This is a genomic window from Corynebacterium vitaeruminis DSM 20294, from assembly GCF_000550805.1.
Taxonomy (GTDB): domain Bacteria; phylum Actinomycetota; class Actinomycetes; order Mycobacteriales; family Mycobacteriaceae; genus Corynebacterium; species Corynebacterium vitaeruminis.
This window is the reverse complement of the sequence record NZ_CP004353.1, coordinates 2,721,715-2,745,037: the sequence shown is the minus strand read 5'-3', so window position 1 is coordinate 2,745,037 and position 23,323 is coordinate 2,721,715. Positions and strand designations below refer to the sequence as shown.

General features: G+C 64.9%; 17 protein-coding genes and 1 pseudogene. 8 read left to right on the top strand and 10 right to left on the bottom strand.

What is annotated here, in order from left to right; genetic code table 11:
• Positions 1-41: 41 nt before the first annotated feature.
• The 3 genes from B843_RS12345 to B843_RS12335 are packed head-to-tail and all read right to left on the bottom strand — an operon-like array spanning position 42 to position 2,204.
• Positions 42-389: a metallopeptidase family protein gene (locus tag B843_RS12345; protein ID WP_025253802.1), complete on the bottom strand. Its 348-nt coding sequence runs from the start codon at positions 387-389 to the stop codon at positions 42-44.
• Positions 386-1,408, bottom strand: coding sequence for a septum formation family protein (locus B843_RS12340; protein ID WP_025253801.1), 1,023 nt, complete (start codon positions 1,406-1,408; stop codon positions 386-388). The genes B843_RS12345 and B843_RS12340 overlap by 4 nt, the downstream gene beginning before the upstream one ends.
• Positions 1,409-1,454: 46 nt before the next feature.
• Positions 1,455-2,204, bottom strand: coding sequence for a GntR family transcriptional regulator (locus B843_RS12335; protein ID WP_025253800.1), 750 nt, complete (start codon positions 2,202-2,204; stop codon positions 1,455-1,457).
• 145 nt (positions 2,205-2,349) lie between these two features.
• Between B843_RS12335 and serS the strand changes: the two genes are divergently transcribed.
• Genes serS through B843_RS12320 form a run of 3 tightly spaced genes read left to right on the top strand, consistent with a single transcriptional unit; the run spans position 2,350 to position 5,487 of the window.
• Positions 2,350-3,609 carry a serine--tRNA ligase gene (gene serS / locus B843_RS12330; protein ID WP_025253799.1) on the top strand — a complete coding sequence of 420 codons (1,260 nt, stop codon included), beginning with the start codon at positions 2,350-2,352 and terminating at the stop codon, positions 3,607-3,609.
• 46 nt (positions 3,610-3,655) lie between these two features.
• Entirely contained in the window at positions 3,656-4,618 is a 963-nt protein-coding gene (locus B843_RS12325) for a lysophospholipid acyltransferase family protein (protein WP_025253798.1), read from the top strand.
• Between the two features lie 35 nt (positions 4,619-4,653).
• Positions 4,654-5,487 (top strand): Cof-type HAD-IIB family hydrolase, encoded by an 834-nt coding sequence (locus B843_RS12320; RefSeq protein ID WP_025253797.1) that lies wholly within the window; start codon positions 4,654-4,656, stop codon positions 5,485-5,487.
• 20 nt (positions 5,488-5,507) lie between these two features.
• Here the strand turns inward: B843_RS12320 and B843_RS12315 are convergent, their stop codons facing one another.
• Both B843_RS12315 and B843_RS12310 read right to left on the bottom strand, forming a co-directional pair.
• Positions 5,508-7,043 carry an APC family permease gene (locus B843_RS12315; protein ID WP_025253796.1) on the bottom strand — a complete coding sequence of 512 codons (1,536 nt, stop codon included), beginning with the start codon at positions 7,041-7,043 and terminating at the stop codon, positions 5,508-5,510.
• A 3-nt stretch (positions 7,044-7,046) separates the two neighbouring features.
• Positions 7,047-7,892, bottom strand: a complete 846-nt coding sequence (locus B843_RS12310; protein WP_025253795.1) for a universal stress protein — start codon at positions 7,890-7,892, stop codon at positions 7,047-7,049.
• Positions 7,893-8,058: 166 nt separating this feature from the next.
• On the opposite strand from B843_RS12310, the gene B843_RS12305 reads away from it, so the two are divergent.
• Both B843_RS12305 and glpK read left to right on the top strand, forming a co-directional pair.
• Positions 8,059-8,547, top strand: coding sequence for a GNAT family N-acetyltransferase (locus tag B843_RS12305; protein WP_025253794.1), 489 nt, complete (start codon positions 8,059-8,061; stop codon positions 8,545-8,547).
• Between the two features lie 24 nt (positions 8,548-8,571).
• Positions 8,572-10,050 carry a glycerol kinase GlpK gene (gene glpK, locus B843_RS12300; RefSeq protein ID WP_034649273.1) on the top strand — a complete coding sequence of 493 codons (1,479 nt, stop codon included), beginning with the start codon at positions 8,572-8,574 and terminating at the stop codon, positions 10,048-10,050.
• A 78-nt stretch (positions 10,051-10,128) separates the two neighbouring features.
• On the opposite strand, the gene B843_RS12295 is transcribed toward glpK, so the two are convergent.
• Positions 10,129-12,240 carry an N-acetylmuramoyl-L-alanine amidase gene (locus B843_RS12295; protein ID WP_038595553.1) on the bottom strand — a complete coding sequence of 704 codons (2,112 nt, stop codon included), beginning with the start codon at positions 12,238-12,240 and terminating at the stop codon, positions 10,129-10,131.
• A gap of 309 nt (positions 12,241-12,549) precedes the next feature.
• Here B843_RS12295 and glf point away from each other — a divergent pair, with 309 nt between their 5' ends.
• The 3 genes and pseudogenes from glf to B843_RS14310 all read left to right on the top strand — a co-directional run bounded on the left by glf (position 12,550) and on the right by B843_RS14310 (position 14,641).
• A complete protein-coding gene (gene glf / locus B843_RS12290; RefSeq protein ID WP_025253792.1) occupies positions 12,550-13,746 on the top strand; it encodes a UDP-galactopyranose mutase in 1,197 nt (398 codons plus the stop codon).
• A 451-nt stretch (positions 13,747-14,197) separates the two neighbouring features.
• Positions 14,198-14,350, top strand: a pseudogene (locus tag B843_RS14315) (DUF5635 domain-containing protein); the annotation flags it as partial.
• Positions 14,324-14,641, top strand: a complete 318-nt coding sequence (locus B843_RS14310) for a Fic family protein (RefSeq protein ID WP_404825236.1) — start codon at positions 14,324-14,326, stop codon at positions 14,639-14,641. The pseudogene B843_RS14315 and the gene B843_RS14310, both read left to right, overlap by 27 nt.
• Positions 14,642-15,393: 752 nt before the next feature.
• On the opposite strand, the gene B843_RS12280 is transcribed toward B843_RS14310, so the two are convergent.
• The 4 genes from B843_RS12280 to B843_RS12270 are packed head-to-tail and all read right to left on the bottom strand — an operon-like array spanning position 15,394 to position 23,238.
• Positions 15,394-18,612 carry a type I restriction endonuclease subunit R gene (locus tag B843_RS12280; RefSeq protein ID WP_038595550.1) on the bottom strand — a complete coding sequence of 1,073 codons (3,219 nt, stop codon included), beginning with the start codon at positions 18,610-18,612 and terminating at the stop codon, positions 15,394-15,396.
• A gap of 1 nt (position 18,613) precedes the next feature.
• Positions 18,614-19,813, bottom strand: a complete 1,200-nt coding sequence (locus tag B843_RS13615) for a restriction endonuclease subunit S (RefSeq protein WP_169729858.1) — start codon at positions 19,811-19,813, stop codon at positions 18,614-18,616.
• Positions 19,814-19,830: 17 nt separating this feature from the next.
• Positions 19,831-21,420, bottom strand: coding sequence for a class I SAM-dependent DNA methyltransferase (locus tag B843_RS12275; protein ID WP_038595547.1), 1,590 nt, complete (start codon positions 21,418-21,420; stop codon positions 19,831-19,833).
• A gap of 45 nt (positions 21,421-21,465) precedes the next feature.
• The gene (locus B843_RS12270) at positions 21,466-23,238 is read right to left on the bottom strand and encodes a hypothetical protein (RefSeq protein ID WP_155895164.1); all 1,773 of its coding nucleotides are present in this window, start codon (positions 23,236-23,238) and stop codon (positions 21,466-21,468) included.
• Positions 23,239-23,323: the final 85 nt, after the last annotated feature.

Sequence of the window (23,323 nt, the reverse complement as noted above, 5' to 3'; positions counted from 1 at the left end):
AATCTGTGGATAACTTTCTACTTTGAAAAGTTATCCACAGGCTAGGCGTATCCGAGGCGGTGGAGATCGTCCTCGTCGAGGCCGAAGTAGTGCCCGATCTCGTGCATGACGGTGATGCGAACCTGCTCGACCAGCTGCGCCTCGCAGTGGCAGTAGTTCTTCAGCGCGCCGCGATAGATGGTGATCGTGTCCGGCAGGAACCCGGTGTGATCGAAGGTGCGCTCGGTCAGCGCCACCCCGTGGTAGAGGCCCAGGATGTACGGGGAGGCCTCGTTGAAGTCCTCGATGAGGATGGCCACGTTGCTTACGTGATCGATCACGGACTCGGGGATGGCCGCCAGCGCCTGGTCGACGAGCTCCTCGAAGCGCTCGTCGGAGACCTCGATCATTGGGCCGCGGGCGCGGGGGCGGCGGCGGTGGCCGACAGCGCGTCGGGGTTGACGATCGGGCTGCGCTCCGGGCGGGATGCGGGCGGTGCGCCGTTGATGGTGAGCCCGCCCTTGGCGGAGCCGGTGAGCACGGCGAAGGAGTTGTCCGGGTTGGCGAACACGAGCGAGCAGTTCACGCTGTGGGAGCCGCCGGTCCACGAGTTGGCCTGGATGGTGCTCCAGAACGGCTGCAGCGTGGAGTAATAGAGCGGGTCGTCGCCGCCGAGGTAGTCGCGGGCGGCCTGCGTGCACACGCCGCGCAGGTAGTTGTCCTGGTCATCGATGCTGGGGGTGCCCTGCGGGAAGACGGTGGTCAGGTCGACGATCTGGGTGGTCTCCATCTGGTGTGCCTGGGCGCAGTCGACCTTGTGGGTGGCGCTGGAGGCGTCGATGCTCACGCACGTGCCCGGGTCGAAGACGCGGGACTGGTCCTGGGTCGCGGCCTTGCCGATCGTGGCGATGACGGCGCCGTTCTCGTCGGTGGCCTGGACGCCGCACAGGAGCGTGCGGTCGCCCTGGTCCCACGCGGCCTGCGGCGGCAGGATGGAGGCCACCGAGTACTTGCCCAGCTGGTCGAAGGTGCCGCCCAGGTAGGCGAGGGTGGGGGCAAGGCACAGCTCCTCGCGCAGCTGGGCCTGGCGGGTGAGGTCGGGCATGGGCGCGGAGGCTCCGAATTCGGAGTTCGGGTAGGTGGCCAGATCCTCGCGGGAGGAGACCTCGAAGCGGTGCTCGCCGGCGCAGTCGGTCTGCTCGAAGCCGCTGACCGCGCCGCTGGAGGCGTCCCAGGTCAGGCAGGTTCCGGCGTCCGCCGAGGTGAACGAGGCCACGGACGCCGTCGCGGAGGCGTTCTGGGAGACGGACACCCCGCCGGACTTGTCCTTGGCGTTGGTGTAGAGGTAGGCACCCACGCCCGCCACGACCGCCAGGACGACGACGATTACCAGGGGGGTGGCCACTTTGGATCGGCTCGCTTTGCTCATAGTGCCACCAATTTTGCCACCTTTGGCCCCGAAAACCCCAGTTTTCCTATTCTTTGGTCACCACGGTGGAAAGCGAGTAGCGGTCCGTGCGGTAGAAACTTGTGCACCACTCGATGGGGCGGCCCTCCGAGCGGGCCTTGCGGATCACCTTCAGCAGCGGGGTGCCGGTCTCGATGTCGAGCAGCGCTGCCACCGCCTCGTCGGCGGCGACGGCGGTGATGATCTGCTCGGCGTCCGTGATCGGTACAGCGTAATGCGCCTCGAGGATCGAGTACACGGACTTATACACGTCGTTTTCCAGCAGGTCGGGGGCGAACCGAGAGTTGTACCAGGCGTCGTCGATGGCCAGCGGCTCGCCGTCGCCCAGGCGCAGGCGGCGTAGGTGGGTGTGCGGCGCGTCCGCGGCCGAGTCGAAGAACACGGAGACCTCGTTCGGGGCCGCCGTCCACGCGGACGCGAGGATCTTCGAGGTGGCCTCCAGGTTCTGCAGGGCCATTTCTTGGCTAAACGACGCCAAATGCTGGCGGGCGATCATCGGCGAGTGCGCCACGAAGGTGCCCTTGCCCCGCGCGCGCCGGAGCATCCCGGAGGCGACCAGGTCCCCGATCGCGCGGCGGACGGTGATGCGGCTGACCCCGTAGGTCTCCTCGAGGATTCTTTCTCCGGGCAGCATGTCACCGGGTCGGAGGTGATCGCGGCAGATCTCCTCCAGGATTTCCCTGAGTTGAGCGTGTTTCGGAGTGCTCGATCCGTCAGTCAGGGCCCTGGCAGGCAACTCCAGCGGAGTATCGACCATGCACCCCAGTCTAGTGCAACTGGTTATGACCAGCATCCCCTTTCGGGGATAAACACCCCAACGGTGGTGGTCACATCAGGGCTGAAGCGCGCCACAACCCCGCCTCACGCAGGTATGGAGGGGGCAAACAAGGTAGGCTGAGTGCGTGATTGATCTCAAGTTCCTGCGCGAAAACCCCGATGTTGTCCGCGAGTCCCAGCGTACTCGTGGCGAAGACCCGCAGCTGGTCGACCAGCTCATCGCCGCCGACGAGTCCCGCCGCGAGGCGATCCAGACCGCCGACGAACTGCGAAGCGAGCAGAAGGCGTTCGGAAAGAAGATCGGCCAGGCGGCCCCCGAGGATCGCCCGGCGCTGCTGGCGGGCTCCAACGAGCTCAAGGCTAAGGTCAAGGAGGCCGACGAGGCCCAGAAGGCTGCCGAGGAGCAGGTCTTCGAGCTGCAGATGAAGATCAGCAACATCGTCGAGGGCGCGCCCGCGGGCGGCGAGGACGACTTCATCGTCCTCGAGCACGTCGGCGAGCCGAAGAAGTTCGACTTCGAGCCCAAGGACCACCTGGACCTGGGCGAGTCGCTCGGCCTCATCGACGTCAAGCGCGGCACCAAGGTCGGCGGCGCCCGCTTCTACTACCTCACCGGCGACGGCGCGTTCCTCCAGCTGGGCATGCTCACCCTCGCCGCCCAGAAGGCTCGCGCGCACGGCTTCCAGCTCATGATCCCGCCGGTGCTGGTGCGCCCGGAGGTCATGCAAGGCACCGGCTTCCTCGGCGCGCACGCCGAGGAGATCTACTACCTCGAGCGCGATGACCTCTACCTCGTGGGCACCTCCGAGGTGGCGCTGGCCGGCTACCACCAAGACGAGATCATCGACCTGTCCAAGGGACCGATCAAGTACGCGGGCTGGTCCTCCTGCTTCCGCCGCGAGGCGGGCTCCTACGGCAAGGACACCAAGGGCATCCTGCGCGTGCACCAGTTCGACAAGGTCGAGATGTTCGTCTACTGCAAGCCGGAGGACGCCGTCGCCCAGCACCAGGAGCTGCTCAAGATGGAGCGCGAGATGCTCTCCGCCGTCGAGGTGCCCTACCGCATCATCGACGTCGCCGGCGGCGACCTCGGCTCCTCGGCCGCCCGCAAGTTCGACACCGAGGCCTGGGTCCCCACCCAGAACACCTACCGCGAGCTGACTTCCACCTCGAACTGCACCACCTTCCAGGCCCGCCGCCTGTCCACCCGCTACCGCGACGAGAACGGCAAGGCCCAGACCGCGGCCACCTTGAACGGCACGCTGGCAACGACCCGCTGGCTGGTCGCCATCCTCGAGAACAACCAGCAGGCCGACGGCTCCGTCGTGGTCCCCGAGGCGCTGCGCCCGTTCGTGGGCAAGGACGTCCTCGAGCCCATTAAGTAGCAAGCCGTAGGCGTCGACAAGCAAAGCAAGCGAAGAAGGAAACCTAGTGCACGACCGCGACATCTGGGAAAAGCGCAGCATCTTTTGGGTGGCCAAGAACACCCCGAGCTACGAGCCGCACCCGAGCGAGGCGAAGGAGCCGTTCTACGGTCGCATCGTCGTGCCGCTGATCAAGCGGATGCTGGCGGCGCAGGGCATCGACTTCACGCTCGAAGGCGTCGAGAACCTGCCCGCGACCGGCCCCGCGCTGCTCGCGTTCAACCACACGGGGTATTTCGACTTCATCTTCGGCGGCACCGTGGCCAGCCTCAAGGGGCACCGCCTCGTGCGATTCATGGCGAAGACGGAGATCTTCGACGTCCCCGTGGTGGGGCTCATCATGCGCGGCATGCGGCACATCTCCGTCGACCGCGCGGCCGGTGCGGCTTCGCTCGACGAGGCCGTGCGCAGCCTCCGCGAGGGCAACCTCGTGGGCATCTTCCCGGAGGCCACGATCTCTCGCGCGTTCGAGATCAAGGGCCTAAAGTCGGGTGCGGTGCGCATCGCCGCGCAGTCCGGCGCGCCGCTCATCCCGGTGGCGATCTGGGGCTCGCAGCGCGTGTGGACCAAGGACCACCCGCGCCAGCTGGGGCGCAACCACTTCCCTGTATGGATCAAGGTCGGCTCGCCGGTGGACATCTCCGGCACCCCAGAAGAGGCCACCGCGCGCTTGAAGAAGGCGATGGAGGCGCTGGTCGACGAGGTGCGCACCCGCTACGAGGAGGCCTACGGGCCCTTCCCCGGCGGCGAGTACTGGCGCCCGGCGTCCATGGGCGGCTCCGCGCCGTCGCTGGAGCAGGCCGCGCGCATCGACGCGGAGGAGAAGCGGCAGCGCGCAGAGCGTAAGGCGGCGAAGGCTGCGAAATCCGCGAAGGGACCCCGCGGCCTGCGCGCCGTGATCGGCCGCCAAGGCGTGCTGGCAAAGGCGGCAAAGGCAGCAAAGAAGCTCGCCCCGAGCAAGAAGCCCTAGGTTCCTACGTTCCTGCAAGGAGTTCACGCAGCACCATGAGTCTCGCAGCCCCCAAGCTCATCGTCAGCGACGTCGACGGCACGCTCATCGACTCCCGCGAGCGCGTCAGCCGCAGGCTGCGCGAGGCGCTCGCCACCTTCTCCGCGGGCGGCGGCTACTTTGCCCTGGCCACCGGCCGCCCGCCGCGCTGGCTGTTCCCGGTGCTCGAGCAGCTCCCGCTGCGCCCCATCTGCGTGTGCGCGAACGGCGCGGTGCTCTATGACTCCGACAGCGACCGCATCCTCACCACCCGCGCGCTTTCGCCTTCGGCCATGCTCGAGCTGGTGGGCAGCGCGCGCGAGGCGCTCTCGGCGCACGGCGGGGTGGGGGTGGCGGTCGAGCGCGCGGGCGTGTCCGCCTTCGACCGCGAGGCCGAGCTGTTCTTGGTCACGCCCGAGTACGAGCACGCCTGGGTCAGCGACGAGCACGGCATGGGCTCCGAGGAGGAGGTCTTAAGCCAGCCCGCGATCAAGCTGCTGCTGCGCAACGACAAGCTCACGGCGCAGGAGATGTACGACCTCGTTCGCCCCGCGATCCCCGCCGACCTCGCGCACGTAACCTTCTCCATCGGCTACGGCCTGCTGGAGGTCTCCGCGCCGGGGGTGACCAAGCAGACGGGCGTGGCCGACCTCGCGGCGATCCTGGGCATCGAGCGCGCGGAGATCATGGCGTTCGGCGACATGCCCAACGACATCGAGATGTTGTCGTGGGCCGGCCGCGGCTATGCCATGGGCAACGCGCGCGAGGCCGTGAAAGCGGCGGCCGACGAGGTCACCACCAGCAACGACGAGTTCGGCGTCGCGCGCGTCATCGAGGCGCTTTATCGCTAGCTTGCGTTGCTTGTCGACGGCTACGCCTCAAGCGCCGCATCCTCCAGCGAGGACGCCCGCCTGATCACCTCGCCACGGAAGAACGCCGGGTGCCTGCGCGCGACCCACACCATCACCACGGCGCCGAGCCCGAGCACGCCCATGCCCAGCACGAACACGTTGCCCACCCCGAAGGTCGACGACCCCGACCCGTAGTCCGGATCGATGCTGTCGTAGGCGGTCAGCGCGAACATACCCATGAGCGCCAGCCCGCCGAGCAGCGGGCACACGAGCTTGTAGGCGAAATCGCGGGCCGAGGTAAAGGCCTCGTGGCGGAAGTACCACACGCAGGCCAGCGCGGTCATGCCGTAGTAGAAGCAGACCATGAGCCCGAGGGCGGAGATGGTGTCCCACAGCGCGTTCTCGCTGATCAGCCGGGTGGCGGTGTAGAACACGCTGGTGGCCACGACCGAGGCGAGCGTCGCGGTGCTCGGGGAATGGAAGCGCGGGCTGACCTTGGCGAAGCTCGGCGGCAGCGCCTCGTAGTAGCCCATCGCCAACAGGGTGCGGGCGGGGGAGACCATCGTCGACTGCAGCGAGGCGAAGGAGCTGGCCAGGATGGACAGGGACATCAGTATCGACCACGGGCCCATGACGGGGTGCGCCAGCGCCGCGAAGATCGACTCCTGGTTGTCGGGGTTGCCCGCGCCCAGCCCCTCGGTGCCGGTCCCCGCCCACGCCACCACCGCGACGGCGGTCAGGATGTAGAGCGCGATCGTGATGAATACGGTGACCGTGGCCGCGCGCGCCGGGGTCTTCTCGGGGTCCTTGGTCTCCTCGTTCATGGTGAGCGTGACGTCCCAGCCCCAGAACATGAAGATCGACAGGGACACGCCCGCGACGATCACGCTCAGCCCGCCCGCGGCGAGGGGGTTGAACCACGAGGCGGACACCGGCGTGAAGTCGAAGCCGCCGCCGGTATAGGCCTTGTAGAGCGCGAAACCGATAAAGAGCGAGAGCGCCGCGATCTGCACCACGACCAGCACCGCCTGCAGGTTCTGGGTCGCGTCCAGCCCGCGGTAGGCGATCCCCGAGGCGAGCAGCAGGAACAGAATGGTCATGGGGATGTTGATCCACGTGACCTGTGCCAGCTCGGCGAGCTCGGGCCTTCCCGACACTTCACCGATCAAGAGGAAGAAGAAGTCCACCGCGACCGCCGCCAGGTTGGACAGCACGCAGATGGTGGCGGCGATGAGCCCCCAGCCCGCCATCCAGCCGGCCCACGGCCCGAAGGCCTTGGTCACCCAGGTGAAGGTGGTGCCGGAGTCGGGCATGCGGTTGTTGAGCTCGCGGTAGGCGAAGGCGACCAGCAGCATGGGGATGAAGCCCAAGATGAAGATCGCGGGCGCGTAGGCGCCGACGGCGGAGATCGTCGGGCCGAGCCCGGAGGTGAGCGTGTAGGAGGGGGCGATGCAGCTGATGCCGATCATGACGGCGCCGACCAGCCCGACCTTGCCCAGCGACAGTCCTTTGCCTTGCTTTTCGACGCCTACGGCGGGTTTCTCAAGGATGGTCACGGTCTACCTCGTTCCGGGGAGCACGAGCTGGCCTGCGGTGGCCATCACGATGGGGGTGGGGATGTAGGAGATGAGCTTGGTGGCGAAGGGGCCGGCGGAGACGCGCCCGTCGGCGGCTTCTCGGGTGGAGCCGATCATGGTGACCTCGCCCTCGCGCCAGGTCAGCTCTGCGATGGCGCGCGGGGTGTTTTGGCCCGTGGCCTTGAGGAAGGAGAGGTGGCCGCCGCGGACGAGGCCGTCGACGTCGATGCCGAGGCGGCGCAGGCTGTTGGCGGCGTCCGGGTGGGCGCCGGGGGAGCCCTTGATGTCGTCGCCGACGTCGAGGGTGACCACGCGCAGCTCCACGCCCATCTCGATCGCGCGCTCGAGCGCGTAGCGGAACAGCTGGAAGTCGCCGTGCTGGGGGTCGTACATGCAGGTGATGCGCGAGACGGGTCCTGAATCGCTAAAGCGCAGCGGGGCCACCGCGACCGGCACGGGGGAGCCTGCCAGGAGCGCCTGGCTCACGGATCCCGCCAGCATGCGGGTGAGCAGCGAGGACTCGGCCGAGCCCACGACGATGAGCTGGCAGCCGAGGTCCTGGGCGGTGTCGGCGAGCGCCTTGGCGCTGGGGCGGCCCTCGACGAGCCGGGCCTGGGCGGTGACCCCCGTTGGTACGAGGGCGAGGGCGTCGCCAAGCCAGGTGCTCATCTGCCTCTCGACGATCGGGGTGGGGTAGCGGCCGGTCACCATGACGATCTCCAGCGGCGCGCCGAGGCTGCGCGCGAGGGCGGAACCCAAAGCGACCGCGGAGCGTCCTTGTTCATTGGCGAGGTATCCCACGAGGATGGGGTGGTTCGTGTCGGTCATCGCCTGTCCTTTCTCGAGTTATCGGGCTAAGACCACTAAAGCAGGACAATACCTATAGGTCAATAGGTAGAAAATGCTACCCCCGGTCCGGATTAACGGCCAGCTCAGGCGTTTGCGCTGCTAGGCCGTAGGTGAGCGTCGACAAGCAAAGCGCTAGGCTGGGTGCATGAAAACCACCCTGCGACCAACCAGCGAGTCGGACCGGACCTACATCGCCCGGCTCAACTTCCTCACCGACGTCTTCGGGGACGAAACCGCGCCGCCGAGCGCGCACTTCGTCGACGACTACCGGCTCTACGTCGAGGGGTGGAAGCCGGACGGCGGCGGATTCATCGCCATGGACGAGCTCGGCATCCCCTGCGGAGGCGTGTGGCTCATCTACGGAACCGACGAGCGGCACGGCTACGGGCACGTCGAGGAGGGCATCCCGGAGCTGGCCATCGCCGTGGAAAACCGCAACCAGGGCCAGGGCCTGGGCACCCGTCTCCTCAACGCCGCCATCGAGCTGGCGCGGGAGTCCGGCGCGCCGGGGATCTCCCTGTGCGTGGACGAGGCCAACCCCCGAGCGCACGAGCTGTACACCCGCGTGGGCTTCGAGGACGTCTCCTTCGACGAGAAAAACCGCTACTTCCTGCAAGTCCTGCGGTTTAGCTAGTACGCCCGCCGCGCGTGGGCGACAATGGGGAGTATGCCGAAGTTCGTTCTCGCCATCGACCAAGGAACCACGTCGACCCGCTCTATCATCTACGACGAGCAGGGCGCGCGCGTGGGCATCGGGCAGCGCGAGCACCGGCAGATCTTCCCCGAGCAGGGCTGGGTCGAGCACGACCCGAACGAGATCTGGGACAACACGAGGCTAGTCATCGCCACCGCCATCGCCGACGCGGACGTCGACCCCTCCACGATCCGCGCCATCGGCATCACCAACCAGCGCGAGACCACCGTCGTCTGGGACAAGAGGACCGGCGAGCCGGTCTACAACGCCATCGTCTGGCAGGACACCCGCACCGCCGGCGCCGCGGGCGCGCTCGGCCTCGACCAGGCCGCCTGGCTGGAGCGCACCGGCCTGCTCATCAACTCCTACCCCGCGGGGCCGAAGATCGCGTGGATCCTCGACCACGTCGACGGCGCCCGCGAGCGCGCCGAGCACGGCGAGCTGGCCTTTGGCACCATCGACGCCTGGCTGCTGTTCAAGCTCACCGGACAGCACCGCACCGACGTGACCAACGCCTCGCGCACGCTGCTCATGAACCTCGACACACTGGAATGGGACCCCGAACTGTGTGAGAAACTGCGGGTGCCCGCCTCGATGCTGCCGGAGATCTGCTCGAGCGTCGACGACTTCGGCACCGTCACCCACCACGGCCTGCTCGAGGGGATCCCGGTCACGGCGGTGCTCGGCGACCAGCAGGCGGCCATGTTCGGCCAGGGCTGCTTCAGCCCGGGTCAGGCCAAGTGCACCTACGGCACCGGCCTGTTCCTGCTGCTCAACACGGGGTCTCAGAAGGTGACCAGCGCCAACGGCATGCTGTCCACGGTCTGCTACCGCATCCGCGGCGAGAAGCCCGTCTACGCGCTGGAGGGCTCCGTCGCGGTCGGTGGGGCGCTCATCCAGTGGCTGCGCGACAACCTCGGCATCATCCGCATCGCGCCGGAGGTGGAGCGGCTCGCGCAGACCGTGCCGGACAACGGCGGGGTCACCATCGTGCCAGCCTTCTCCGGCCTGTTCGCCCCGCGCTGGGTGCCGGACGCGCGCGGCATAATCACGGGGCTGACGCGCTTTGCCACGAAGGCGCACCTAGCCCGCGCGGCCCTGGAAGCGACGGCGATGCAGGTCCGCGAGGTCACCGACGCGATGGTCGCCGACTCCGGCGTCGAGCTGGAGGTCCTGCGCGTGGACGGCGGCATGGTGGCCAACGAGCTGCTCATGCAGCTGCAGGCGGACGTGCTCGGCGTGGACGTCCTGCGCCCAGTCGACATCGAGACGACCGCGAGCGGCGTGGCCTATGCCGCAGGCCTGGGCGCCGGGCTGTGGGAGACGCTCGAGGTGGTGGCAAGCCACGCGGAGGCGGCCAAGACGTGGGCCCCGGCCATGGACGCGGCGAAAGTCGCCAGCCTGGTCGCGCAGTGGAACGAGGCGGTCGCGCGCAGCCTCTAGCGGTTGCTTTCCGACGCCTACGGCGCGCGAAAAAAGGGGACCGGCTGCTCGCCGATCCCCTTTTCTAGGTCAGTGTGACTACTTGGTCTGGATGTCCACCTTGCCGGTGGCCGGGTCGTAGGTGATGTAGCCGTTCTGGAAGTCCACGCGGGTAAGCGAACCGGTGGAGTACTCCTGGGTGGTCGGCAGGCCGAGCGGGCCGAGGTCGAAGCCCTGGGAAGCCCACGCGTCGCCGATCGCGCCCCACAGCGCCTGGGCGCCGGTGCTGGGGGAGTCGACCACGATGCCGTTGTCGAAGAGCGCGTACTTGACGGTCTCGCCGTTGGTGGAGGCGTAGGTGGTGACGCCGGAGCGCGGGGAGCCCAGCACGTTGCCGAGCGTGGAGGCCACCGAGTTGATGGTGGTGCTCATCTGCGGATCGCCGAGCACGGTGGCAACATCGCTCAGGATCGGGGTGATCTGGGAGAGCTTGAGCCCGTCGACCACCTGCACGTTGCCCACGGTGGACACGTCGCCGAGCGCGCCCTGGGAGGCGGCGAGGCCGAGCGCGAGGGCGGCCAGGGAACCGGCGGTACCCAGGCTTGCGGCGTTCGAGGTGTTGCCATTGGAGGAGGAGTTGATGAGGGTGTCCAGCAGCTCCGTCGCTGTGGTCGCGTTGGTGGCTGTGTTGCTGGTGGCGCCGGTATTGCCGGTGTTGGTGGTGCCGCCGGTGCTCTGCGCCTGGGTCGTGGTCGGCGCGGCGGCCGTCGCGGTGGCCTTCGGCGTGGTGGTGGTCAGCCCGCCGCCGCTGGTGCTCGTGCCGCTGAGGATCGAGTTGTACTTGCTCTTGGCGTACTGGCGGATGGTGTCCATCTGCGCGTAGGCGTACTGGCCGGGGCAGGCGGTGGTGCCGACGTCGCGGTGGGCAAAGATGTTCGGCAGCGTCACCTTCGTGCCGGAGGGGTAGAAGGTGTACGAGGAGCCCTCGGAGTAGTGGGTATCGGTGCCCGTCGGGTCGAAGCCGCCGACCTTGGCGCGCCAGCCGGCGAGCTCGCCGACGGACTTGATCATCGCGGCGGTGGGCTGAACGGTGTCGTAGTTGCCCAGCATGGAAATCGCCCAGGTGTTGGAGTTGAAGCCGCCGGCGTGAGCGCCGTGCACCGACTTGTTCAGCCCGCCGTAGCGGCCCTCGTAGAGGTTGCCGTACTTGTCGGCCAGCGACTGGTATCCGATGTCGCACCAGCCGAGCGTCTGGGCGTGGTAGGCGTAGATGCCGCGGACGATGCCGGGGGCCTCGGCTTCGGTGTAGTTGTTCGATCCCGCGGTGTGGTGGATGACGATGGCCGCGGTGTGGTCGTCGTACTCCGGGTTGCTGCAGCGCATCGACTCGTCCGCGCCCCAGCCGGCGCGGGAGATCACGCGCGGCATGCCGTCGGAGTCGGCGGCAAGGTTGATGCCGTTGGCGGGCAGCTCGGACTCGCCGCCGTCCATGAAGACGGCCTCGATGTCATTCGCGGAGGTCGCGGTGGAGTCGGTCTCCGCGACCGGCTTGATGTCGCCGAAGTTGGTCGGCAGCGGCGCGGTGCCGCCGGTGGCGGCGGGGGCCGTGGTAGCGGTAGTGGATTCCGCCGCAGGAGCGGCGGGAGCAGCCGGAGCGGCGGCGTCGGCGGACGGAGTCTGCGAGCCTTGGCCGTCGGCAGGCGTCTGCACGGAGGCGGAGTTGTTTGCGCTGGTGAGATCGACGCCGGAGAGGGAGACTTGGACCGTCTTGGTCGGCTCGATGTAGATGAGGTCGGTGCCGTTCTTGGCGCCCGGGGCGTCGGAGCTGTAGTCGAGCGGCTCGGCGTTGAACCACTCGGTCCACGAGCCGTCGGCGCGCTGGCCACGGAAGTAGGCCGCGATGTCCTTCTGGCCCGTCCAGGTCAGCGCGAACTGGGAGAACTCCTGGTCCTTGGTGAATTGCTTGACCGTGCGCGGGCCGTCGCCCTCGCCCTGGGCGGCGATGGCGGGATCGTCGACGACGACGCTGTCGCCCGAGGCGAGGCTCTCGGTGGACATGGTCGGGGTGACCGGGTCGATGGAGGAACCCTGGGTCTGCAGGATCTTGGTGGCCTCGACGCCCGCGGCGGCGGAGGCGACGAGTGCGGCCGCGAGGATCGCGGAGGTGACCGGACGTGCCTGGGGGGTGCCTAAGCGGCGTTTGTGCAGCACAATCTTCTCCCTAATGCAGTGCAGCTTTGGCAACAGTTCAGCGAGGGACCTCGCACCGGGATTGGGCCCGGCTGTGAAAATCTCTCTGTTTCTCTGGTTAATCTCTGGCAACTTTAGTACAGAATTGTGACTTTTGAAACGCTAGTTATCTAAGCTTCACGAATAAATTACTGTTAAGCAATGTGACGAATGGGGCTCTTGGGGCCGTGACCACCACAAACGCCCCGATCGGCCGCTTCCTGTGAATTTGTTCCATTTTGTTGCGGTGGCGCCCCAACATTAGGCCGATTCGTTATATACGCTTGGTGCATGAGCGAATTTGATTTGATCGTCGTGGGCTCCGGCCTGTTTGGACTCACCGTCGCCGAGCGCGCCGCCAGCCAGCTGGGCAAGAAGGTTCTCATCGTCGAGCGCCGCAGCCACCTGGGCGGCAACGCCTACTCCGAGGCGGAGCCCGAGACCGGCATCGAGATCCACAAGTACGGCGCCCACCTGTTCCACACCTCCAACAAGCGCGTGTGGGAGTACGTCAATCAGTTCACCGACTTCACCGGCTACCAGCACCGAGTGTTCGCGATGCACGACGGCACCGCCTACCAGTTCCCGATGGGGCTCGGCCTCATCAACCAGTTCTTCGGCAAGTACTACTCGCCGGACGAGGCCCGCAAGCTCATCGCCGAGCAGGCCAGCGAGATCAACTCCGAGGACGCCACCAACCTCGAAGAGAAGGCCATCTCTTTGATCGGCCGCCCCCTCTACGAGGCGTTCATCCGCGACTACACCGCCAAGCAGTGGCAGACCGACCCGAAGGAGCTGCCCGCCGGCAACATCACCCGCCTGCCGGTGCGCTACACCTTCAACAACCGCTACTTCAACGACGACTTCGAGGGCCTGCCCGTCGACGGCTACGCCGCGTGGCTGAACAAGATGGCCGACCACGAGCTGATCGAGGTCCGCCTCGACACCGACTGGTTCGAGGTCCGCGACGAGATTCGCGCGGCCAGCCCGGACGCCCCCGTGGTCTACACCGGCCCGCTCGACCGCTACTTCGACTTCGCCGAAGGCAAGCTCGGCTGGCGCACCCTCGACTTCCAGACCGAGGTCCTGCCCACCGGCGACTTCCAGGGCACCCCGGTCATGAACTACAACGACGCGGAGTACCCCTTCACCCGCATCCACGAGTTCCGCCACTTCCACCCCGAGCGCGAGGCCCGCTACCCCAAGGACAAGACGGTCATCATGAAGGAGTTCTCCCGCTTCGCCGAGGAGGGCGACGAGCCGTACTACCCGATCAACACGCCCGATGATCGCGCGAAGCTTGAGGCCTACCGCAAGCGCGCGGCGGACGAGGCGCGCGATAATATGGTGCTCTTCGGTGGCCGCCTGGGCACCTACCAGTACCTCGACATGCACATGGCGATCGCCAGCGCGCTGAGCATGTTCGACAACAAGCTCGCCCCCTACTGGAACGAGGGCGTGGCACTCGAGCAGGAGCGCGGCCACTAGCCCCACCTAAGTCAGAAAGCGTCGCCTCGTGCGGCGCTTTTGCTTGTCGACGCTTGCCTTTGGCCGGTACCCGCGAGTGCAATAGCGCGGCCGAAAGGGCGGTAAATCCTCGAGCAAACGCCGGTGAATCTCCGAGCAAATGCTGGTAAATCCGCGATTAGTGCCGTGAGCTGCTAAAACAACGACATGTTTCGTCTAGAAGGCCGCCGTGGTGGTGTTTGCTTAACTGCGCTTTTCGACGCCTTCGGAGCGCCGACAAAGTCCTCGTCATCCCGACAAACATCATGGGCGAGAACAAGTTCCACAGCATCGGCTCTGCGATCGTCGCTGGCGAGATCACCAGACACAAGACCACCCGCAGGGAGATCCCCGGTGGGGCCTTCGACCAGCAGTTCGTTCCTACGGCACTCCGGAGGCCGTGGCGCTTTAACTCTTCGGCGTCTTCCAGTGCCCGTTTGTTGCCGTCGACACTGTCGCTCAGGGGCTACAGTCCGGTCGCGAAGCGGCCGAAGTAACAGTGGAGGCCGCCCTGCAGACGTCTGTGTCTGGAAAACCGCTCATTTTTGCTCACAATGGGGTGCGGATCCTCGGCGAAACGGCACGCGAGATTCTACGGCGAGCACCTCGGACAGCGTTGCGGCCCGCTGCCTACCTCACCACCGAAACTGCCGAGATGGAGAAAGCTGCGCTTCTATGGCTCGCAGAGGTCGGGGATATCGCTACCAGCGACCTCATGGTGATGACCGGCGTGTCACGCGGCACTGCAAAGAGTCGACTCGATGACATGGCTGCACGAGAGATTATCGTGGCAGTCGGCGCCGGTCGCGCAACGAGATATCGGCTCAGTAAGGGCGGAAATCCACCAAGAAATCGCGAAGTGCCTAGAAATTGTTAGATTAGGGGATGTCTAATCTAACAATCTGCAGGTGGGTGCCGTTGTCTGTGCAGGGGTGAGGTGCGGAAACGGAGACCGGCGACTGCGGCAATGGGCATGCCTGTCGCCCCATCCATCTCGATCGGGCAGCGGCCGAGCGCAAATGTGAAGCTTGCAAGAGCTTGGTCCCAGCCAATTCTTGCGCTCTTAAGAGTGCTACCACGCTGGACGATGGCAGGAAGCTTGTTCACGGCGGGCTTACTGGGACTAATCGACCTGACGGCTTAAGTGGACTATCACCTCGATGAGTTTCTTCGAAACGGCTAGACGACTTACAACCTCGCGCGCCAGGGTTCCAGCTTGGAAGCCGAGCTGGCGGACGCGGCGCATATTCTATGGCCGGGTGTTCGTTCCGTGTGACCTGCCCAAGAGTGAACCTCTCCTTCTCTGAGGGGCGTGCACTCGCCGGCGAGGATGTCGTTCTCGGCGGGCGCGTATGGCTTCCGATCGCGAACCGCAGCCAATCACGTCCGGGGAAGCCAGTTGGTGGCAGCAGAGCTATACAACGGGTAGCGAAATCAAAGGAACTGACAAACGTGCAAACCTACACTCACTTTTACAAAAGATTCACTGTCAGAGTGTAAGTCTGAGTGTATAAAGCCAGGTAGATGCAATTTCTTAGGGATGTGAATGTTATCGGTTTACCTCCACGATTGGGCGTCTCCAGCACCATAAGTTCGGCAGTTTCAGTCGCGGGAGTTTCCCCACGACGCCTACCTTTCGCTGCCTTCCGCAAACCGCGGCGCAAACTTCTCCATCTGCTCGATCACGTGGGCGAGCGCCTCCTGCTGCTTGTCCGGTGGGTAGTTGTACTTGCGCAGCAGCCGCTTGATGGAGCGTCGTAGCTTGGCGCGCACGTCGTCGCGGACGGTCCAGTCGGTGCGGGCATCTTTACGCAGGGTCTCCACGAGGTCGCGGGCGATCTGAGCCAACGTCGTATCCGACATGAGTTCGGCGGCTGACTCGTTGAGGGAGACCACGTCGAAGAAAGCAAGCTCGTCGTTGTTGAGCGGCGGGGTGAACTGCTGGCCGCGGTTGCGTTCCGCCACGATCTCCTTGGAGAGCTCGATGAGCTCGGCGATGACCTGGGCCGACGTGAGCTGTGAGTTGGTGTAGCGGTTCATGAGCTCGGCAAGCCGCTCAGAGAACAGACGGTGCCGCGTTTCGTTGTTGCCGGTCACCGTTCGCGCCTCCTGCAAGAGCGAACGGCGGAGGGCGTCGATCGTGAGCGCGATCTGGGAGTCGCTCTTGTCCTCCTGCAGCAGGTCGAGGCTCAAGTCCTGGAGGTTGGGCAGGGGGATGCCCGCCTCCTTGTACACATCGAGCACGCCCGTGGACTCGGTGCTATCGACGACGAGCTTGCCGAGTGCAGTGCGGATGTCGTCGCCGATGGGGAGGCCGGTGGCGACCCGCTCGGCGGCGTCCATCTTGATAAGCCAGGTCTTGGCCTCGGTGTAGAACTTCACCGTGCCAGCGAGCTGGTCAGCATTCTCGGCAGAGGCAGCCAACGCCCAGGCGCGGGCCATCTTGCTCGCGAGAGACTTGAACTGGCTGGCCAGCGGCCGCGCGTTGGGGTTCTCAGGGTCGCTGTTTCCCTCGGTGCGGGAGTCGCGGAGGTGGGCGACGACCCGCAGGAGGGCGTCGCGGGTGCGCCCCTCGCTCAGGAGTGCGCGCCAGTCGACGTCGCTAAGCAAAGCGTCGATCTGGCCGACGAAGCCGCCGCACAGGGCGAGCGCCTCCTCGACGTCCTGGCCTAGGACCTTCTCGCCGGATTCCTTGGCATCGAACGTGAACTCCCGCAGCGCGGCGTTGAGGTTCTCCGCGATGGGCGCGTAGGCGACGAGCAGGCCGTCGTGCTTGCCCTTGTACGTGCGGTTGACGCGCGCGAGTGTCTGCATGAGCAGGGCATCCTTGAGCGGGCGGTCGACGTAGAGAGTATGCAACGCGGGCGCGTCGAAGCCCGTGAGCATCATGCCCTGGACGATGACGAGCTCGAGTGGGTCGTCGCCGTCCTTCGCGCGGTTGCGCACTGCGGCCAGCGCGGATGGCCTGCGCATGTGCTTCTTGATGTACTCCGGGTCCGAGGGGCTCGCCGAGTAGATGGCCTTGATGATGCCCTTGTCGTCGGCGTCGTCGTGCCAGTCGGGGCGCAACGCCACGATGCGCTCGTAGAGCCGCGCCGCGATGGAGCGGGTGGCCACGACGATCATGGCCTTGCCGGGACCACCGATGAACTCGCGCATGGTCTCCCGCCGCAGCTCCCAGTGCGCAACAATGTCGGCTGCCAAGGTGTCGAGGCGCTCGTCGGAACCGTAGATCTGCTCGAGCGCGGCGGCGGAGCGCTGAATGCGCTCGCTTTCTGCCTCGTCGAGGCCGTCGAGAAGAGCGTCCGCGGCGGCGTCGAGGTCGGCGTCGATTAGCCCCTCGACCTTGCCCAGCGTGATGAGCCGCTGTTCGAAATAGACGGGGACCACGGCGCCGTCGTTGACCGCACGGTTCATGTCGTAGACGTCGATGTCGTCGCCGAAGACTCGGCGGGTGTCGCGGTCCCACGTGCGCAGCGGCGTGCCCGTGAACGCGAGCATCGTCGCGTTGGGCAGGGCACTACGCAGGTGCTGCGCATAGCCATCCGGCTTGTTCGCGCCGAAGCCGTAGTGCGAGCGGTGCGCCTCGTCGACGATGACGACGATGTTTTGCCGTGCGGACAACAGGGGGTGTGCGTCTTCGGCCTTGACGACGTCCCCAACATCATCCTTGTGCTCGCCGCGCAGCCCAAACTTCTGCAGTGTGGAGAAATAAATACCACCCGACGTGCGTTTCGAGAGTTCATCGCGGAGTTCCTCGCGCGAGGAGATCTGCGTCGGCGCCTCCGGCAGAAGCGTGGATGCCTGGAAAGTATCGAAGAGCTGCTGGTCCAGCTCGGTTCGGTCGTTGAGCAGGATCACCGTGGGACTGCCCATCTCCGGCGTGCGCATGATCTTCGCGGTGTAGAGCTCCATCTCCATGGATTTTCCCGACCCCGTGGTGTGCCACACTACGCCCGCGCGCTTGTCACCGCGCATCGCCATGACGGTGGAGCCCACCGCCTTGGTTACAGCGAAGTACTGGTGCGGCTTGGCGATGCGCATGACCAGCCCCTCCGCGGTGTCGTCGAAGGCGGTGAACTCGCGGTAGATCTGCGTGAACCTCTCGACGTTAAACAGACCCCACAGCAGCAGCTCCGTCTCCGTGATCGCCGAGCCATCCTCAGCGAGTTCGCTAGCGACCACCGGCGCGCCGTCGTCGTCCACGTTCCACGGTGCGAAGTGGTTGAATGGTGTAAACGGCGTGCCGTAGCGGGCGCTTAAACCGTCGGTGGCCACGACGATGTTGGCGAAGCGGAACGCCATTCCAAACTCCTGCACATACGTCTGGAGCTGGTTGTACGCGCCCTCCACGCCGACCGACGAGCTCGCGTCTTTGAGCTCCAGCACCGCCAGCGGCAGCCCGTTGACGTACGCCACCAAGTCAAAACGCCGCTCACAGTCCTGGTTACGGATCGTGATCTGGTTGGCCACAATGTATTCGTTCTTGTTCGGGTTCGCCGACAGGAACGTGATGGTGGGGTTGCGCAGCTGACCGTCGTCATCGGTGTACTCGATGCCCCGGTAGCCCTCCACCAGGATCTTGTGCAGCCGCTCGTTCTCCGCGATCGCACTCTGCGATTTCGGCGTGAGCACCTCACCAATCGCCTGCTCAAGGTACGTCTCCGGCACTCCCGGGTTCAGGTTTCGCACCGCGTTCGACAGCCTGCCGCGCAGCACAATATCCTTCCACGACTCGCGCTCCCCCGATCCCGGCGCCAAGGCAGCACCCTGCATGGGCACCCACTCAAGGTCGCCCAGAATCTCCATGCAGTCCGACTCGAACTGCGCCTCCGAATACAGCGACATCTCAACTCATCCCTTCCAACATTCCTTCAACCCCGTTACCCATACCGCTTTCAGACGCCTCCGCGACCGTAATCTTCCCGCTCATCAGCAGGGGCAGGAGCTCATCGCGGGTGCTGGCGAGGACTTCATTTTCACGAAGTGCTTCCATAGCTCTCGCATGAATTGGCGCAATAGTTTTTTCGGTTCTTGCTGGATCTGACGGCCAGGGAATCGGTGCACCATTCAAATCGGCGCGATTGATTGAGGCAAAGACAGTTCCGTTGTCTTGGAAAATGTCCCAAATCTCCTGATGGCTCAAGAGAAGATAAAACAATGTCAGATGATGTTCTTTGCCCCGAATAGCGGCAACACCGCGTCCGATTGCACAGTCCTCGTTCGCTATGTTGACTTGCCCAATCGGTGCCCGAACTGCAAACAAGATGTCGCCAGAGTTAGCTACTCTAACTGCATTCTGGGTGAAAACACGGTTCGATGGGAAGAGCTTTCCAAAGTCTCTAACGCCTTGGAAGAATGGCTTCCCATCTCCAGTTTCATTGAGAAACTCGCCCTTGGGAGATGTGCCCATATTGACCTCAGCCACATCCGAAAGCGGGACCGTACCTCCACCAATAGTCGCGTCGATTAAGGCAGAACAAAGCTCAATGGAACAGCGAACAATTTGATTGTTAGCAGCAATCTTGTCATCAAGCGATCTGAGAACTTGAACTATTGCAGTTTGAGTTGTTCGATTTGGCAGATTGATAATTTCTTCGTCAAGAAAACTTTCAAACTTGAAATTTGCGATGCCCGTTGACTGGTTTTGATATGACCAAGCGCGTCCCTGGTCATGCATATTTTGAAGCCAATAGTAAACAAATTCAGGTTCAACCAACTCGGAATCAATGTGCAGCTTTCGGCAGAAGCTAGCCGGTATTAGTGGTTCAGGCGAAGCGCCAACCATCTTCTCTGTAATGAAAACGGCACGGCCCGTCGGGCGGACTCTTGTCCCCCCAGAGATTTCGAGAACAATATCGCCTGGTTCGAGGATCCTGCTCGAAGCTCTTGATGGGGATTCCCAGCGAACTGGTGCGCTTGAAACGACCTGTTCCCGAGCATTTGGAAAATCAGCTCCCCTAATCACTCGAACTTTAGTCGATTCACTTTCGGAGGGGTCTTCTGCACCCCAACCTCCACCAATGGCAGTTTGTACAAGTTCACGCATGCTCCGAGGATGGGACATTATTGCAACCTCCCCATCTGCTCGCGCACCACGGCGTCCAAGCGGGCGGACTCGTCGAGGGCTTTTGTGAGTTCTTGTGTGAGTCTTTCGATCTTGTCGGCGATAGGTTCGTCGTCTTGCTCTTGCTCAGCGAAGCCGACGTAGCGGCCGGGGGTAAGCGCGTAGTCGGCGTCGCGGATGTCCTGAATGGAGACGGACTTGCAGAAGCCGGGGACGTCCTCGTACTCGGTTTCGGCGGAGGCGCGGCCGCGCCAGGCGCGGAAGGTGCCGGCGATCTTCTGGATGTCGTCATCGCTGAAGGTGCGCTCGGTGCGGTCGACCATGTGGCCGAGCTCGCGGGCGTCGATAAGCAAAACCTGCCCCGTGCGGTCGGACTTGCCCTTGGGGCCGGCCTTCTTGTCCTTGGCGAAGAACCAGACGCAGACGGGGATTTGGGTGCCGCGGAAGAGCTGCGAGGGGAGCGCGAGGACGCAGGAGACGATGTCGTCTTCGAGCATATTCTTGCGGATCTCGCCCTCGCCGGAGGTCTTGGAGGTCATGGTTCCGTTGGCCATCACCACGCCCGCCTCACCGTGAGGTGCGAGCTTGGAGATGATGTGCTGCATCCAGGCGTAGTTCGCGTTGCGCACGGGCGGCACGCCGTAGGTCCAGCGCTCGTCATCCTCGCGGCGCGTCCAGTCCTTGATGTTAAAGGGCGGGTTGGCCATGACGTAGTCCATCTGGATTCCCGGGTGGATGTCGCGGGCGAAGGTGTCCTGCCAGCGGTCGCCGAGGCCCTGGCTGCCGAGGGCGTGGATGGCGAGGTTCATCCGCGCCAGCCGCCAGGTGCGCTCGTTGAATTCCTGGCCGAAAATCGAGATGTTCGTGGGGTCCTCGTGCTTGGCGGCGAGGAACTTCTCCGCCTGCACGAACATGCCGCCTGAGCCGCAGCAGGGGTCGTAGACGCGACCCTTGGTGGGCTCGAGGATTTCCACGAGGGTGAGCACGACAGGAGCCGGCGTGTAGAACTCGCCGCCCCGCTTGCCCTCCGCGCGGGCGAAGCTGGCGAGGAAATATTCGTAGACCTCGCCGAGCAGGTCGCGGGCGCGCTCCGGGCCATCCTGGGTGAAGTAGGTCTGGCTGAACATGTCCACGAGCTCGCCGAGACGGCGCTGATCCACGCTGTCGCGAGCGAAGCCGGTGGACAGCGTGCCGACGAGGGACTCGTTGTCCTTCATGAGTTGCTCGAGGGCTTCGTCGATAAGCTTGCCGACGCTTCTAAACTCCACACCGTTCTCGCCCGAAAGCCCCTTGGAGTTCTGCTGAAGGAACGACCAGCGCGCGTTGGGCGCGACCCAGAAAATGTTCTTCTCCAGGTAGGCGTCTTGGTCTTCCAAATCGAGGAGGATGTCCTCTTCGCTCAGACCGTCTTCCTCGCCCTCCTTGCGGATCTCTGCCTGACGGGCGGCGAAAGAGTCGGTGACGTATTTGAGGAAGATGAGGCCCAGCACAATCTCCCGGTATTGGGAGGCATCCATGGAGCCGCGGAGCTTGTCGGCGGCCTTCCACATGGTGTCCTTGAGGTCTTGCGATGTCGTCGAGGTTGTCATCAGTGTCCTTATTGTTGGGATTGTTGTTATGAGGTGTAGTCAGGCCTAGTTTGGTGCGCGCGCAGCGATCGTGTGGGCTGCCGCGGCGTGGAGGGTGGCGCGCTCAAGACGCTGAAGCCGGGCGAGGTTGTCCGCAAGCCGTGCGCGCTCGGCCTCGATCGCGGCGAGCGAGCGAGTAAGCGCTGGCACCTGGGCGGCGTCGATAAGCGGGATCTGCCATGCTTTTCTTGTCGACGTCCCCGCATCGGAAATCGCCTGCGCCACGAGCGCCGGCACCGCGAGGCGCCGAAGCGGTTCCTTGCTGCGGCCCCGCGTGGTCTTACACCGAACGATGAACGCGGGAGCCTGCGCCACGTGTGACCCCTCTAAGTCCACGGCAGCAACCGCGAGGTTGTTTCGTTGGTCGGGGCAAACGATCACGTCCATGGGCTGCGAGATCTCCGCGCGGGGGTACCTCTCAGCGAGCTCGAAGATCGATATTGAGCGGTGGTTCCAGCGACGGGGATCCGCGATCTCGTCTGGGCCTACGACGCCGATGCCTCCGGTTGTGCTCGGAGTGGCTGTGTCCATGCGGGTCCCGCGGAATACTGTCAGGACTTGCGATGCTCCGCGCTTGGTCGCCTTGTCCCATGGCACCGTCATGACGGAATAGGGGCGGCTCGGGCCGGGCTCGACGGTGGCGTCGACGAAGTCGAAGTCCGCCTCCTCGAGGCCCGCAGCCCGCGCGGTGGCCCAAAGGTCGCCGAGTCGGGGTGCGTCGACGTCGGCGCGGCGTGCGCTACCGGGCGCGACGCGATCCGAGCGCCACGCCCTTGTCGCCTCGACGATCTCCGCATTGTGGAGGTTCGCTCGTGGCAGCAGATCTGGCGTGCATAGCGCCGTGACTAGGTCAGAGGTGAAGGCCTCTAGCTCTGGTTGGCTCGTGGAGAGGCCGCTGTGGTCTGCCACCGCGACAGGGAAGTTGGGGTCGTGGTGTTGTTTGAGGACCCAGACCGCGGGCTGAAGCTGGCCGCCGCCTACCTGCCACGAGCGCGGTAGCCGCGCGCTGTAGCGAAGGGGCGCAATGTGGGAGGTTTCCGTTTGGGAGAGGAACTTCCGCCGCATTGATGTGGCGTTGTCGTCGGTGTTCTCGGTGAGAAGCCGCGCCGGGGCGATCACGAGCGCCGCGCCCTTGCGGTCGAGGCTGAGCATGAGGTTCTCGAGGTCGTTGAATAGCTGCTCTGGTTCTTGGTGTGCATTCAGATCAACCTGTACGAGGAGGGTACTGGCGGGGATGCTTTCGGCGAAACCGGGACCGTCGGGGACGTGTACTTCAGTGAAGGCTCTGCCGTCCTGGGCTGCGGCGAGCTCGGCGAGCGCGAGGCGGCCTAGGTCGCTTTGAGCGGCGGCGTTTGGATAGTAGACGGCGTATTCACCCTGCGGAAGGAACTCCGTGGCGTGGCACAGCGCGGCGAGCCCCATGTCGTTAGTCACGGACAGTGGGAACTGGGTGCTTGGAACGCGCATCGCCTCGGAGGAACGCGCAATAACTCGACCTAGAGTGGACAGTGCCTGCGGGCTCAGGCTTTCGGAGCGGTGGCTCTCCGCACGCAGCCGCAGCGCACGGATGAGCGGCTCGAGGCCGTAGGCCGCTTCGATAAGGGCGTCGAGGGAATTCTGTGTGCTTAGGCTTGTGCCTTGAGGCCAATTGCCGTTCTTGGCGTAGTGGATGAGGGCTTTGGCGGTGCCGGGATTCTCCGCTACCTCATCGAAGAGGATGGAGTAGAACGGGGCGTCACCTCGGAGATCGCGGTGTGGTGCTCTGTCTGTAGCTTCCAACCATTCGATGATCTGTGTGCAATCGAAGAGTCGAGCTTTGTTTGTGGTGCGTCGGTCTAACGGAGCGGGGAATGGCGTGTCCGAG